This is a genomic window from Paenibacillus glycanilyticus, assembly GCF_023715145.1.
GTDB classification, from domain to species: domain Bacteria; phylum Bacillota; class Bacilli; order Paenibacillales; family Paenibacillaceae; genus Pristimantibacillus; species Pristimantibacillus glycanilyticus_A.
In genome coordinates, this window is record NZ_JAMBNP010000005.1 from 131,585 (window position 1) to 144,858 (window position 13,274).

18 protein-coding genes and 1 pseudogene are annotated in these 13,274 nt (G+C 38.2%); 16 read left to right on the forward strand and 3 right to left on the reverse strand.

From position 1 onward, the window contains the following. Positions 1–91: 91 nt before the first annotated feature. The 10 genes and pseudogenes from M3194_RS15620 to M3194_RS15665 all read left to right on the forward strand — a co-directional run bounded on the left by M3194_RS15620 (position 92) and on the right by M3194_RS15665 (position 6,013). Complete coding sequence (locus M3194_RS15620) at positions 92–1,198, forward strand: P-loop NTPase family protein (protein ID WP_251654998.1); 1,107 nt, start codon at positions 92–94, stop codon at positions 1,196–1,198. Next, a pseudogene (locus M3194_RS15625) lies at positions 1,191–2,039 on the forward strand (CpaF family protein); the annotation flags it as partial. The gene M3194_RS15620 and the pseudogene M3194_RS15625, both read left to right, overlap by 8 nt. A gap of 287 nt (positions 2,040–2,326) precedes the next feature. Next, positions 2,327–2,488, forward strand: coding sequence for a hypothetical protein (locus tag M3194_RS15630; protein WP_251654999.1), 162 nt, complete (start codon positions 2,327–2,329; stop codon positions 2,486–2,488). A 195-nt stretch (positions 2,489–2,683) separates the two neighbouring features. Further along, on the forward strand, positions 2,684–3,184 hold the full coding sequence (locus M3194_RS15635; RefSeq protein WP_251655000.1) for a hypothetical protein: 501 nt from the start codon (positions 2,684–2,686) through the stop codon (positions 3,182–3,184). A 34-nt stretch (positions 3,185–3,218) separates the two neighbouring features. Continuing rightward, positions 3,219–3,782, forward strand: coding sequence for a hypothetical protein (locus M3194_RS15640; RefSeq protein WP_251655001.1), 564 nt, complete (start codon positions 3,219–3,221; stop codon positions 3,780–3,782). Positions 3,783–4,094: 312 nt separating this feature from the next. Beyond that, complete coding sequence (locus tag M3194_RS15645; RefSeq protein WP_251655002.1) at positions 4,095–4,340, forward strand: hypothetical protein; 246 nt, start codon at positions 4,095–4,097, stop codon at positions 4,338–4,340. 30 nt (positions 4,341–4,370) lie between these two features. Next, positions 4,371–4,613 carry a hypothetical protein gene (locus M3194_RS15650; protein ID WP_251655003.1) on the forward strand — a complete coding sequence of 81 codons (243 nt, stop codon included), beginning with the start codon at positions 4,371–4,373 and terminating at the stop codon, positions 4,611–4,613. 37 nt (positions 4,614–4,650) lie between these two features. Beyond that, positions 4,651–5,055: a hypothetical protein gene (locus M3194_RS15655; RefSeq protein ID WP_251655004.1), complete on the forward strand. Its 405-nt coding sequence runs from the start codon at positions 4,651–4,653 to the stop codon at positions 5,053–5,055. Between the two features lie 37 nt (positions 5,056–5,092). After that, positions 5,093–5,437: a hypothetical protein gene (locus M3194_RS15660; RefSeq protein WP_251655005.1), complete on the forward strand. Its 345-nt coding sequence runs from the start codon at positions 5,093–5,095 to the stop codon at positions 5,435–5,437. 87 nt (positions 5,438–5,524) lie between these two features. After that, positions 5,525–6,013: a hypothetical protein gene (locus M3194_RS15665; protein WP_251655006.1), complete on the forward strand. Its 489-nt coding sequence runs from the start codon at positions 5,525–5,527 to the stop codon at positions 6,011–6,013. A gap of 80 nt (positions 6,014–6,093) precedes the next feature. Here the strand turns inward: M3194_RS15665 and M3194_RS15670 are convergent, their stop codons facing one another. Both M3194_RS15670 and M3194_RS15675 read right to left on the reverse strand, forming a co-directional pair. Continuing rightward, positions 6,094–6,489: a hypothetical protein gene (locus M3194_RS15670; protein ID WP_251655007.1), complete on the reverse strand. Its 396-nt coding sequence runs from the start codon at positions 6,487–6,489 to the stop codon at positions 6,094–6,096. Between the two features lie 73 nt (positions 6,490–6,562). After that, positions 6,563–7,264 carry a hypothetical protein gene (locus M3194_RS15675; protein ID WP_251655008.1) on the reverse strand — a complete coding sequence of 234 codons (702 nt, stop codon included), beginning with the start codon at positions 7,262–7,264 and terminating at the stop codon, positions 6,563–6,565. Positions 7,265–7,561: 297 nt separating this feature from the next. Between M3194_RS15675 and M3194_RS15680 the strand changes: the two genes are divergently transcribed. The 3 genes from M3194_RS15680 (at position 7,562) to M3194_RS15690 (ending at position 9,313) form a co-directional block, all read left to right on the forward strand. Further along, complete coding sequence (locus M3194_RS15680; RefSeq protein WP_251655009.1) at positions 7,562–7,852, forward strand: hypothetical protein; 291 nt, start codon at positions 7,562–7,564, stop codon at positions 7,850–7,852. Positions 7,853–7,909: 57 nt separating this feature from the next. Then, positions 7,910–8,104 (forward strand): hypothetical protein, encoded by a 195-nt coding sequence (locus M3194_RS15685; protein WP_251655010.1) that lies wholly within the window; start codon positions 7,910–7,912, stop codon positions 8,102–8,104. A gap of 162 nt (positions 8,105–8,266) precedes the next feature. Beyond that, positions 8,267–9,313, forward strand: coding sequence for a 3'-5' exonuclease (locus tag M3194_RS15690; RefSeq protein WP_251655011.1), 1,047 nt, complete (start codon positions 8,267–8,269; stop codon positions 9,311–9,313). A 134-nt stretch (positions 9,314–9,447) separates the two neighbouring features. Here the strand turns inward: M3194_RS15690 and M3194_RS15695 are convergent, their stop codons facing one another. Then, positions 9,448–9,648, reverse strand: a complete 201-nt coding sequence (locus tag M3194_RS15695; protein ID WP_251655012.1) for a helix-turn-helix domain-containing protein — start codon at positions 9,646–9,648, stop codon at positions 9,448–9,450. 168 nt (positions 9,649–9,816) lie between these two features. Here M3194_RS15695 and M3194_RS15700 point away from each other — a divergent pair, with 168 nt between their 5' ends. From M3194_RS15700 to M3194_RS15710, 3 genes are all read left to right on the forward strand, one after another. Further along, complete coding sequence (locus M3194_RS15700) at positions 9,817–10,101, forward strand: hypothetical protein (protein WP_251655013.1); 285 nt, start codon at positions 9,817–9,819, stop codon at positions 10,099–10,101. A gap of 966 nt (positions 10,102–11,067) precedes the next feature. After that, entirely contained in the window at positions 11,068–11,565 is a 498-nt protein-coding gene (locus M3194_RS15705) for a hypothetical protein (protein WP_251655014.1), read from the forward strand. Between the two features lie 387 nt (positions 11,566–11,952). Further along, positions 11,953–13,149, forward strand: coding sequence for a hypothetical protein (locus tag M3194_RS15710; protein ID WP_251655015.1), 1,197 nt, complete (start codon positions 11,953–11,955; stop codon positions 13,147–13,149). The last annotated feature ends 125 nt before the right edge of the window (positions 13,150–13,274 follow it).

A 13,274-nucleotide genomic window follows, 5' to 3' on the forward strand; every position in this document is an offset into this window, starting at 1 on the left:
GTACGGAAGCACCGTAGAAGGCCGCAGGTAAACTGCGCCTTTTACGGTGCTTTTTTGCGTTTGTCGTCAGAAGAAAGGCAGGAGAAGGCAGGTGAGGCAGCAATTAGCGATTGCAGTCAAGGAACAGGATTATGTGAGAAGGCTTGCTGATTATGTTCGGGACAGCCCGTTTGGCGAACAGTGGCAGCTGACGGCGTTCACCCATGCGGAAGCCTTTGTGCAGTTTCTGAAGTCGGGCTATCCGATTCACGGGATCGCCGCTCAGCCGGGCATGCTGGAAGCTGCTTCCGAAGTATTGCCGGAAGGGGTACCGGTCGCTGCGCTTGTCTCGGCGCAGGGCCAGTCACCGCTTTATCATGAGCTGCTGCAATTCCAGTCGCTTCCGGGGCTGCTGCAAGGGATGGCTTCCTTAATGGCGCCGGCTTTGCAAGGGACTGCAAGAGAACAGGACGTTCAAGTGATAACACTTTGCTCGTCATCCGGAGGCGTCGGGAAAACAACGCTAGCCAGGCAGCTTGTTCATACGGCTGCAAGCAGCGGGCACCGTGTATTTTATTTGAACCTGGAACGCTGGAATGCAATTGACAGCTGGCTGGAAGCGGGAGCTGTTTCCGGAGAAGAGGGCTTATCGCAGCTGCTCTATGTGCTGCAGTCGAATCCGGCAAAGGTGAACGAGTGGCTTGGTCGGCATTGCAAGCGGCATGCGCTGCTGCGCGCTGATTTTATTCTGCCGTGCTCTAATCCGGAAGACCGGATGACGCTTCAAGCCTCAGATGGAGAAGCCATTATTCGGGCGATCGCGTCGACCAGACAATATGATCTCATTGTGGTCGATCTGGATGAGGGACTAGACGAGCTGCATATGACCGTAATGGAGATGAGTCATCAGCTATTATGGCTAGTGACCGGGGATTTGGCTGTTCAGCGTAAAAGCCAGTTGGCATATCAATATGGCATGCAGCGCTATGGAGAGAGGTTCCGTTCCCTGGACCATCGTCTGCAGCTGGTTGTAAACCGCGGCGACGGCCAGCATTATGCGGGACGCGGGACCTTCAAGCCGGCTTGTGCGGTACTTCCGGAGACTGCCGGCAGAGGTGCTTCCTCTGTTCTTGCATCACCTCCCTATATGGCGGCTGTAGAGCGATTGTTCCGGCAGCTGGCGAAGGAGGAAGGAGGGACTCCTGTTGTTAATGGATGATGTGGTTCTGGAACTGAAAAATCGAATCAAGGAGCGGCTTGATTACAGCGGTTCCGTAACCGACGAGCAGCTGACGGTTATCGTGGAGCAGACCGTATTTGCCTGGAGCAGCAGTCATCCGCTGACGGCCTCGGAGCTGTCTTCGTTAGTGAAACGGCTGTTTCACTCCTTCCGGGGACTTGATATTTTACAGCCGCTTATGGATGATCCAACGGTTACGGAGGTCATGATTAATCATCATTCCGAGATCTTTATCGAGCGGAACGGACAGCTTAGTCTGCTTCCTGCTGCATTCGAGAGCAAAGAGCGGCTGGAGGATTTGATTCAATCCATTGTCGCAAGCGTAAATCGGGTCGTGAATGAATCTACTCCCATTGTAGACGCCCGTCTTAAAGACGGCTCCCGTGTTCATATCGTACTCCCGCCGGTTGCCCTGCGTGGCCCGGCCATGACGATCCGTAAGTTTCCGGAGCGTCCGCTGACGATGGACGAGCTTGTTTCAAAGGGAGCATTGACCGAGGACGCGGCATCCTTTTTGCAGCAGCTGACGAAGGCGCAATACAACATTTTTATTAGCGGCGGAACCGGGACGGGGAAGACAACCTTCCTTAATGCCTTGTCCCAATATATCCCCCGCGATGAGCGGTTGGTCACCATCGAGGATTCAGCGGAGCTGCAAATACGGAGCGTCCCCAACCTCGTATCGCTTGAGACGCGTAATGCGAATACGGAGGGCAAGGGGGAGATCGCAATCCGCGATCTGATCCGCGCTTCGCTTCGGATGCGGCCTAACCGGATCATCGTAGGGGAGGTGCGCGGCGGCGAAGCGCTGGATATGCTGCATGAGAAATATATAAAAAGGGTAATGATAAAGATGTAGCACGAATGCAAAGAAAGACACCTATTAACCTGATAGGTCTCTTCCTTTGCATTCGTGTGTGTTATTTGAATTAATTATGGACAGTAGTGGTAGCATTGATCATGCGGAGGACATTGTTTGATTTGAATTTCTATATGAAATGCCTAGAGACCATATAACTATGGTCTTTTTTCTCTTGTTCTTATGGTACAATATTCCTAAGTTGAATATGCTAATTTTTAACAAAAAAGGTTTACCTAAGGGGGGGGATGAAAAGAGATATGGAATTAATAATTGAGGTTCTGAAGCAAGTTGAAGCAAATGAAGATAGCAGGAATTGGATTACTGCTGAATCCCCTTACTTGAGTGAAGAAGATCAATTCAAAGAAGTATTGAATGATGATGAAATAAGCCGCATTAAAGATCCATAGATTAGAAAAATCAGAGAGAAGTAATGGACACTACAACGTGAGGCTTTTTTAAATGAACGGGGTATTCCAGATAACGAATTAGAAAAAGTGAGTAAAGAATTAAGACGGAAAGAACAAGAAGATTTGCAACATTACATGAGCAAATAAAAGATTGGTTTCATTTTCAATTAAATAAAACCAAGGAGTGATGAATATATGTTTGGAATGCTAAAACAAAAGACAACGGTTAATGCCGTTGCCAATAGTGCTCTAGTCTATTATATCACCAAATATCAAGAAAATTTGGATCAATGGCTGGAACAAAATGATATTGTAGCAGCATTTACTCACATGGAGCATCCAGATAACAAATACTTAGAGTTTGCACTATCCTCTTTTGGTCTAGGACTACTTGCTGTGAATAATGTTTTTAATAGTAAAGAAGCAGGAATGATCTTTGATGCAATAGAACAAGATGTTAGAACCCAACTAGGACAGGAAATTTTGAATAAAATAATGATCTACTTTGATGATGCTGCTCGGGGAGTGAATGAATTAGTACCTCCTACTCATTATGTTGTAGATAGACTATTGGCTTATTTAGATGTTCCAAACGAATTTGATGGCCCAGTATTCTTAATGAAGATTCAGAGCATTATTTCGCAGGTTCCTGCGCCTTGGAAATACATGAAGAAGAGCTATAGAATAAAATACTAGTATCAACAAAATTAATAAAAAGGGGAGTTAGACTTTGTTCGGATTAGGAAGAAAGAAAATTCATTTAGGTCAAGCATCTAGATTATTAACGAAGACATTACTTGAAATTCCTGATACTGATTATTCTAAGTTTGATGAAATAAGAAGCAATTTTAATGAAGGAGAAATAGACGTACTTAATGAAGAATTGAAATTTTTGAAATATATATGTATCAACTTTGCGTTCATAATTGTTGCAATAGAGAAGAGAAGCAATATTGATCCAAAACTATTGGGGCAAACAGTGTCTTATGCGATGAGACTTGCTTTTGAGGACTTCGGTTACGAAGGTGAGGAACTCGAATATTATATGGGAAATTTCTCTGATGGTTTCGAGTATATGATTGATGATCTAGAATCCTTAAGTCAAGTAAATCGTGATACAATCGTGGGTTCAGTTGCGAATAGTTTTACAAAGAATCTATTAGAGAGCTTTAGTGCAAATACTAACAGCGAAAAAAGAATTCCTTTGATGTTCCACTCAACTGGTACCATTATTGGAATCAACAATTTAATGAAAGATTTTCTAAAGCAATTTAAAATAACTGAACTGAACTAATTTATAAAACCTGAATTTCATAAGGAGTTGAACAATCTAAATGATAGAGATTACAGAGATTGAAGACTTCAAAAAATACAAAGCTATGGAGGGATATTTTATTATTACAGATATGACTGGTCGAAGACTACTACATTGGCATAGGTGTGCTGATGTAGATATATCTCATTTCAGGCTGAAGGTTAAGAAGAATGAGAATAGTACTGGCCACTATTACTTTACTGATGATTTACTAGAAGGGTTGGAATACCCCAAGATTAAGAAGTGCGATAATTGTCGGAGATTTATCTAACTTAGAGAGGTGGTCATTAAATGAGTTATCCAGTTGTACTTCTTAAGAACGGAGATTTGCTTAAATCGTTTAATACATTGACTGCTGCGCATAATTTCCTTCTTGAACTGACTGAGGGAACAGAGATTCCTGAGAGGCTTTGGGATGTAATTAACCATGGAATAGACGATCACAAGTCTTGGAGTTTTGAAGTTGACGCTTACGAGTTTAGATCTACAAAAGAAGCGAGAGATTTGAGAGCGAATAGACTAACTCGTAAGATTTAATAGTCATTCATGGAAGGTGTGTAAGTAAATATGAAGGATGAAGTATACGAGGAATTCGCAAAACGACTAACCAATAAGCAGCTTAGTGATGTTATGACTGAAGACTGGAACAATATAGAGGATAGAAGTGAGAGCCACCTTCACAGGTTATGTGATTTCCTTGAAGATGAACTTGGAACAACTCTTACTGATGATGATGTAGTCTGGGCTGATAAGATGCATAGCGCAATTGTTAGTGAGGTAATTGATCGATTTATTGAAATGGTAAAATGAGAGCCTGTAAAAGTTCACATTTATTTGGAGGTATAGTATGGAATTAAGAGCGGCTTCACTCGAATATTTGATTAGAATCCTTATGAATGATCTAGATCAGTTCATAAGTAACAATGAGAGTATTTTTGATTCAAGTGTATATGTAACCTTAGAAAGTTGGATGAGTTATTTTGATGGCGAGGTAGAAGATGACGAGTTTGAAATTATGGATAACCAGATTCACGATTACCTTGGAGATATGAGCATTTGGGATTATGATAAAGATTTTCAATTATCAGTAGTAAAGAGGATACTGTTCTATTTTGAATCAAAATACGGCAAAGAGTCATATGTTAAGTTAGTGGCTGATAGAGTTGTAAATATATACTTGGAAGAGTTGAGTAGCGAGTTTCCAAGCAGTGATCTTCAAGCCATACTAGTAGAACATCTAAGGGGTGAGTGAAAGGTCAAATTCATAATATACAGGAGGTATTGTTTTAATGATTGCATATCTTTTAGAGGTATTAATCGCAGGTACAGTAAGCTATTTTATCTATGATTGGCATTGGTGGTTGTCTACAATTTCTTTCCCATTAATTATGATGATTGGCAATCAATCATTTTCGAGAGCTATGATATTTACTCGCTACAGACTAATACTTGATAACCTCATCACAGTTGTTATGATAGGCTATGTTATTATTCAGGCAATAATCTTTCAAAAACAATTTGGAAATTGGTATGGATGGATTATCGGAATAGTTGTTGGATGGTTGGTAATGGGATTTATGACTCCAAAAAGGTGGAAAGAAGAAGTAAATGTTGAGTCGAGGAAATGGTTCTAATTTATTCCTTTTATTTATCTAGTCATTAAACTCGTAGTGGTATCATTAATACAAAAAAATTCTCACTTTTACCTAGGAGATAGATGGATGAGTAAAAACTGGATCGCAGACAATTGGGCGCAAATTATCACAGTAGGTATTGCGCTATATGGAGCAGTGATGTCAACAATAACATTTGTCGCAAATAAAAAAGAGAAGACGAGACAATTAGAAGCAGATATAACAAATGGATTCCTTACATATGATCATGGTTTAAGTGGTGGTATGCTATTCTTAACTGTAAGAAACAAGGGTTATAAAACAGCAAGCATAAATGCTCCATTCCTTCTGCTGCCCAATAAAAGCAAAATTGTATTTACAAGACCACAATCAAATGTTACTTTTCCATATAAATTGGAAGAAGGAACGGATTGTCAAATCTGGATTGAGATTGGAGACATTGCTGAAATGTTGTATGAGAGAGGATATAGAGGGGAAGTTAAACTCCAATGTGGAGTTAATGAAAATGGCGGAAAAACAATTTACTCAAAAAAATTATATAAATTGAATATAGATGTCTGGCTAAAGAGGGCATAAAACATCTGCTTTATTACACTTGCTGCTAAAATAAACATTAAAATTACATAAAAGGCTATACTAACCAAGGTATAGCCTTTTTATTGTCTTCTAATCTTCTTAACCAGGTCTCCAACTTCTCTGACATAGTTACCTAAAGCAATTCTAATCTGAGCCGTAACTACATTCTTCATTAGTCTAAATTGTTCTTGGTAACCTCTAAAATAGACTGTATAGTTCACTTCATAATCTGCGGTTGGTTTAGCCTCTACAAGCTTAATTTTAGCCTTGGAAAGCTGCTGTCTGGCGTCTAAGTAATCACGATTAACAAAGTCCAGCACAACTTCTGTAGAGGTCATATAGAGGTCTTTAAAAGTTGAATCTGAATATTTTAAATCATCCATATTCTTATCAATTACATGGACAAGTAAGGGGAGTAAGATACATTGTCTAATGACATTTAATTCACCTTGAGTTAGCAATTGTGGTTTATTCATTGGATATGCTCCTTCAACAATATAAGAACGTATGTTCTATACTAAGCTATAAAGCAAGCTAAGTAAAGTTACATTATCTGTATTCTTCTAAAACAGATTCAATCCTAGCAATTAGTTGATCACGAATCCTCTTGACTTCTGCGTCTGTGTTAAAAGCAATACCTCTATATTGCCTTACGAATGCTTGAAATAGCTCATTTTCATCATCATCTTCTTTCATATCTAAAATCTCAGCTCTAAGTTTTTTACTCCTGATTAGACCAAAGATTTGATCATATATCTTGTTCATTCTCTTAGAGGTAAACTCAGACAACTCATTTTGAATATAGGGAAGGCTCGGTACGACAGCTGTTACTTTCATAATTTTATTGCGCTTGTTATTTGCATTGAGTACTGGTTTAGTCTCGTCTTGAATTAATGTCACCTTAACTATATTGTCTGACTCTAGGTTATCCCCCTGTATACTTAGAGAGTAGGTTGTAATATTCAGTTCGTTTATAATGCTTTCGACTTTACTTAGTTGAATTTTTAATAAAGCATATATCTTTTCTTTTCGCAGTTCAGTACCAACATCCCTTGCTTTTAATTTCTTGGTCTGGGTAGGTAATTGAACTGATTCAAACCGCTGATCATTTAATAATTTTACGCTAAAGCTTACTGTAATCTTGTAAGCAAGGTCCGAATTAAGTTTATCTAGACTTTTTAAGAATAGATCTTTGCATTTAGTATCCAAACTGTTATCAAAAATATCTGTATTGTTCAGAACTAGCTCCATTGAATCATCGACCTCCTAAATTTAACAACAGAATAGAGTATCAACAATACAACATGCAAATAAACATTATATAAGAAAAATAATCCGTTATTAAAATAGAAAGTGCAAAATACATTGTTTTATTTATATTTTTTTTTTATATGATTATTAAAATTTAAAAATGGAAAGAGAATTAAATTTTTAATTTGTTACTTGGAAAACGATCCACTCTTAGATTGAATAAACTGTAAACTTTTTCTAGGCCTGCGCCGATATAACTAGTGAGAGCTATTTCATATTAGGAAGGTGGGTCTTTAGATGGGTAGAGGTTATGGGTATGGTGGTAACTATGTCAGTGGTAATGGTGGACAGAAACTTCTAGGGTTTGCGGCATTATGTTTCGTATATCCAATCTTCTGTTTGATATTGTGGATACTTAAAGTCTCGACGCCAGCAAAGACTACATTTATTGATGGTGGAGAGATAGATAACACACCTTCGTATTGGATAGCTAACACAGCGTATGATCATCTTATTAGCCCAGCAGTATTAACCGTTAGCCTGGCATTGGGTGTTTTCTTTGTATGGCTGTATAACAAGACCAAATGAATCGAAGGTACGGTCATACCAAATCTGGTGTGGCCTTTTTAATATGGAGGTATATAAATGAATTCTAAACGTTATGTGTTAAAAACATCTGAGGATTTTTTTTATGCTATAGCAGCTGAAAAAGATGTGTTAGTGTTATCTGAGTATTTGATTGCAGGTGGAAAGATTCAACTCGCAAATGATTTTGCCGTGTTAATTGGTGACGAGTATTATTTAAGGGATGAATGTACGTTTTTTGTGGATTCTGATTAGGCAATCTTTAGAGTATCTACTAAAACAAGCCACAAGTTGATTGGACGAGTTTTATAGACATGGTATAATATACCTAAAATAGGACAAGGGGAGAGAAGTCATGAGAACAGCAGCCGACGAATCAAGTCTGATAAAACCCCAACATAAGGTTGTCATTGCTTAATGGAAGCACTCATATTAATCTTCGTTTTCGGCGTACTAATTACATTGTTCTTTGTTAATCGAAACAAGCGTAAGATCAGAGAGGCAAAAAAGAGTGGGCAGCAAGTACAGGGGGATTATCCTGCTCAATATCAGCAGCCAGAACAAATGAAACAAATGTACCCCACCCCAAGGCCGGGAATAGATGGCATTGACCGTATCAACTATCTTGACCCTAGCGTAATTCCTGATAACTTTATCGTCTTAGATTTGGAGACAACAGGATTATCAGCGCAATACGATGAGATTGTTGAAATATCCATTCTAAAGTATGAACATGGTGAATTAGTAGACACTCATCATACCCTAGTCAATCCCGGTAAACCGATACCGAGAGATGCAATAGCTGTTCACGGTATAACTGATTTTCTGGTCAAGGAGGCACCGAGGCTTGAAGGTATTATAGACAGACTGGAAAGCCATATCAGGAATGCCGAAATAATTGTAGGGTATAACATCAGTTTCGATCTTCAGTTTATTTCCTCTGCTCTTGGAAGGTTTGGTAGATCGATTCCTAGCATTGATGCTATCGATGTACTTCGATACATTAGAGTTTCATATCCAGAATTAATGAGTAGGAAGCTTGAAACAATGAAGGAATATTTCAACATCAACATGGAATCTCATCGAGCAAGTGATGATTGTATGGTAACTGTGGAGGTTTGGAAGAGAGCCTTAGCAGAAACTGAGCAGCGTAAGCATGATGAACTTGAAATGATGGAGCTTGTGTATAAGACTTTAACTGAAAATGAGCGCCAATTCATTGATGCACTGAAGGTACAGATGGGCGAGCAAGCAGCCGCACTACAATATAACATAATGAGCGACAAGACAATCAACTTCTGTGTAGGCAATACTCAGATTGGAAGATTGAAACTATCGGGCAGGAAACATAAGATGCAGATCCTTAATCGAGACAATGTAATATGGCTAGATATCACAGGTGGCTTAGATGAAGCAATAAACAATATTAAACACTGGATGAAGTATGTTAAATCACTGAAGTAATAACAAAGAGAGTCTATTAATATGGGTAGGCTCTTTTTCATTTCGAGTCTGCGCTTCAATTTCTATTACTGGATATACAACCTAAAAAAGAACCGTTCTATTGTGGAGCCGGTTCTTTTTTTGTTCATTTATTACTATTTTATATATTCAATTACATCCTCAATTTTACAATTAAACAAAGCACAAATTTTATTGAGTACTTCCATACTTACATTTTCCCCTTTACTCATCTTTGCAATTGTAGAAGATGACGCGCCAATAGCCTCTCGTAATTCTTCCTTTGTCATTTCTTTCTCAACCAATAACTTGAATAACGGTTTATAACTAAAGCCCATTTATAAATCTCCTTAGTGTTATTTTCTATATTATAAACTATTTCTTTAGAAATATAAAGAAATTTATTGACTTTGTATGTCCTATTAGTGTAGAATTACTTTAGAAAGTGAAAGAAACGAACCAACAAACCGACAAAGAACGGATGAGGTAAAAGGAGCCTGATACATATGTCAAATCTAAATGCTAATGTAATGACAATTGACCTGAACAATGTTAACACAATTGACGCTTGCATCGACAATGCCCAAACTGACAAAGGCAGTTTGATTACTCTAGTCAACGTGTTCGCAATCTGCCAGGAAAATCGCGAGGCGCTTACGCAAATGATTACATCTGACGCTTGGACAGAGCAAGTGAATACAACGTTTTGGAACGAGTCCTGGGATGGGGATTTTGATAAATTGATATTCACTATAAGCGAAGCATTCAATAAATACTATCCACTTTATTAGGTCGTCTGAGCGACATAAATAGGCATTAGGCTCAGAGCGTTCACTCCGTCAGGGCAGCGGAGTGAGGTTGCAATTATCAAGCATATTAAGGGGATTAAGATTATGCATTTCTTCGGGTATATGTGTTTCTCTAGCATGGAGTATCTTGCACTGGTTGTCCTAATGTTCTCAGTATTCAGCTTTCGCTTCAGCCAGTACCGATTGCTGATATTATCGCTGACATTGGGATCTACATTGTTATCTTATATTCTGACCATCACGAAACTCTATATGATAATCCCAACTCCAATCATTCTAATCCCCTTAATTGCATGGCTTCTTAGCCGGTTATTTAATGATAAGTATTCATACTGCATTGTAGCTACGATAGGGTCTAGCGTCATATACGGACTAATTCAGATAACCGTAATCAAACTATTTATTTCAGCTGGGTTCATCACCTACGCCGATACAAGCAATCCTTATGGCTTCCATACTTACACGATCCAGGCCACATGTGGTTTCATTGGCGGTGTAATAGCACTGTACATTAGATCAACTCACTCAGGTTTCGGATTCAGCTTCTATAAGACGATAAACAGGAAGTTCATCATTGTTTCCATTTTTTCTATTATTGTGTGTGCGATATCATATTCGCTAACCATACATACGAATTGGTCAACAGCATTTGTTCTGACACTATTGGCGATGATAATGGCAGCTGTATACCTTGTGGTTTTATCCCATCAACAAGATAAACTTGAGTTCTCATAATGATAATCTAATTAAATAGGGGAGGTGAGTATACATGAAGAAACATGGCAAAAGCATGATTGCATTAGTAATCGTGGCGGTTATTATGGCAATTCCAGCAACGTTAGTTCAAGCAAAATTCTGGTTTTTCTGTGATGAAACAAAGTAATACTTTCTCTACATAACAGCATGAGCGTATCATCTTGGTGCGCTCTAAACAGAGGAGGAGTATTAATGCTGTACGAGACAATCAAGAATGCACTGCATATGATGAATCGTCGCGAGTTGGTTGGTATTAAGACAGAGGTAACAAGCATTCTTCAAGCTGACACTAATTTGCTCACTATTCAGAACGGAGTAAATGAGCACGTAAATATCGAGGTAAATAGCATATTTCACATCTATGATTTCAGAGAAATTACAATGATTGATGGTCAGATAATACCGATTAATCCACGATATAATCCTTCAGGAGATCTGCAGAAGTACTTCGAGGCACACTATAAGCAATTTAAAACATTAGATAAGAAGTTAATCGTGAATCTGAATGCCATTGTCTCATACGATTCATTCATGCAGCGATTATATTCATCTGAGACAAACCATGTCCGCATCAATGGTACGGCGATGAGGATTAATGAGAAGGAACACTTTAGCCATCTTAAGGATATGGCTGGAGAGAAGGATCGACAAATTGAATATGCGCCAAAAGGCAAAAGGCTGCTAACTTAAGCTTAGTAGCCTAATATTTGTTTTATGTAGAAGATCAGGCATGAACATGGAGATTTGTATGACAACTATTATAAGGAGACTCAACACAATGACAACAATCAAAAAAATTAACGAGAAGTTCTTCTTCTGTTATGACGTAAAACTATTCAGGGTGCTAGTCGATCAGTATGGATACCAATACATAACCAGAGCAATCAACCCTAAAGATAATAGACCATTTTCACTCTTTGAGCGTGATTCAAGGATGGATAATATTATCATAAACTGGACAAATACTAGACACTAATCTTGTTTGTCACTAATCAACTTTTTAAATATTATTAATAATATACAAAATTGAAAGGTGACAAACTAATGAAAGACAAAAGGAGACTATAAGGAAACTATATGAATATTAACAATTTAAAGTTGATTCATTATAAAGGGTATAAGGAATTAACAACAATACTTGATACTGAGTCGAAGGGTGGAAAATCCAAGATGCTCCAGTTGAAAGACTGGAAACGGTATTTCGATTGGATAGAACATAGCAGCTATGACTGGGAGGTTACGGTGATTTATGAAGTGCCAATGGATAAAGAAGATGGACGCAAACACAACGGATCTGAAAGCAAATATTCTGATTACATCGATGATTTAATATTAATGATGCTCAAGCAATACACATTCGAGGGTAGACGTAAGAATTTTTTCTACGAAGCGCTCAAAATGTTCAATATTGAGTCTTATTACGATTATCAGAATGACGTTAAGGAATATTCAGAAGCTAACGATACTCCTTTATGGATATATGATGACTTCTTTGGCAGAGTTGGAAGTTTCATGAGTAGTATATTGAAGGGGAGCCTTAATCGCCTTGTTACCAAGGGAGCAATTGAGGTTATCAAAATGATGAAGTGTAAGGATATAACAGATGAAGATAAGGAACCGAGAGAACTAATTCTATTCGAGATTGAACAATATGAATCGATATTAACATCTGTTGGTGATGAGTTCGGTATTAATGGGAAGTATGTTCCTCCTAGTATTAGTCCAGCTTATTGGGGGAAGGTTAGAGAGGAAACTTTAAGACTTATGGATTTGAACAGCATATGGACAGAGTTTCAGATTTATGAGAGTGATAATTATGATGATGTAGCAGGACATATACCCTCCCGTAATATGAACCTTGAATTATGGATATCGAGCTACTACGATAACAAAGTGAATCTGAATAAAGCTATTTGTGACTGTATCATTAATAACGCTAAGAAGCGTATACAGACTGCTATAGACTTGAAAGATAATTATGAGAAAAACAAGCATGATTTTGGTTTAGGTGAAGAAATAGAGAAGAAAAAAGCCAAGTATGAACGCAATAGAAGAAAATATAATGATTTGATCGAACATCAGAAACTATATATAGAAGTGTTCGAGGAGTTGACGAATGACCTGATTAAAACTCATGACATAGCAGACATTGACTTCTATGGTTACGAAAAAGCTGAGAAGTATAAAATTGATGATGATATTCATATACCTTCAGTTACTCTAGGCAAGTACGATGATAATGACCCATTTGAGGAGTATGCTTATCCATTCTAATCCTACTTATAGGAATTGAAGCTTAGAATCGACATTAACATCATCACAGCTGAGATCAACAGTTACAAGCAAATTGCAGGTCAGTCGATATTTGAGATTGGTAAGAGGTTGAAGCATGTTAAGGA

Coding starts and splice junctions, on each gene's coding strand:
- M3194_RS15630 (WP_251654999.1), top strand. CDS start 2,327: ATGAAAAGAGATATGGAATTAATAATTGAGGTTCTGAAGCAAGTTGAA.
- M3194_RS15635 (WP_251655000.1), top strand. CDS start 2,684: ATGTTTGGAATGCTAAAACAAAAGACAACGGTTAATGCCGTTGCCAAT.
- M3194_RS15645 (WP_251655002.1), top strand. CDS start 4,095: ATGAGTTATCCAGTTGTACTTCTTAAGAACGGAGATTTGCTTAAATCG.
- M3194_RS15650 (WP_251655003.1), top strand. CDS start 4,371: ATGAAGGATGAAGTATACGAGGAATTCGCAAAACGACTAACCAATAAG.
- M3194_RS15655 (WP_251655004.1), top strand. CDS start 4,651: ATGGAATTAAGAGCGGCTTCACTCGAATATTTGATTAGAATCCTTATG.
- M3194_RS15660 (WP_251655005.1), top strand. CDS start 5,093: ATGATTGCATATCTTTTAGAGGTATTAATCGCAGGTACAGTAAGCTAT.
- M3194_RS15665 (WP_251655006.1), top strand. CDS start 5,525: ATGAGTAAAAACTGGATCGCAGACAATTGGGCGCAAATTATCACAGTA.
- M3194_RS15670 (WP_251655007.1), bottom strand. CDS start 6,489: ATGAATAAACCACAATTGCTAACTCAAGGTGAATTAAATGTCATTAGA.
- M3194_RS15675 (WP_251655008.1), bottom strand. CDS start 7,264: ATGGAGCTAGTTCTGAACAATACAGATATTTTTGATAACAGTTTGGAT.
- M3194_RS15680 (WP_251655009.1), top strand. CDS start 7,562: ATGGGTAGAGGTTATGGGTATGGTGGTAACTATGTCAGTGGTAATGGT.
- M3194_RS15685 (WP_251655010.1), top strand. CDS start 7,910: ATGAATTCTAAACGTTATGTGTTAAAAACATCTGAGGATTTTTTTTAT.
- M3194_RS15690 (WP_251655011.1), top strand. CDS start 8,267: ATGGAAGCACTCATATTAATCTTCGTTTTCGGCGTACTAATTACATTG.
- M3194_RS15695 (WP_251655012.1), bottom strand. CDS start 9,648: ATGGGCTTTAGTTATAAACCGTTATTCAAGTTATTGGTTGAGAAAGAA.
- M3194_RS15700 (WP_251655013.1), top strand. CDS start 9,817: ATGTCAAATCTAAATGCTAATGTAATGACAATTGACCTGAACAATGTT.
- M3194_RS15705 (WP_251655014.1), top strand. CDS start 11,068: ATGCTGTACGAGACAATCAAGAATGCACTGCATATGATGAATCGTCGC.
- M3194_RS15710 (WP_251655015.1), top strand. CDS start 11,953: ATGAATATTAACAATTTAAAGTTGATTCATTATAAAGGGTATAAGGAA.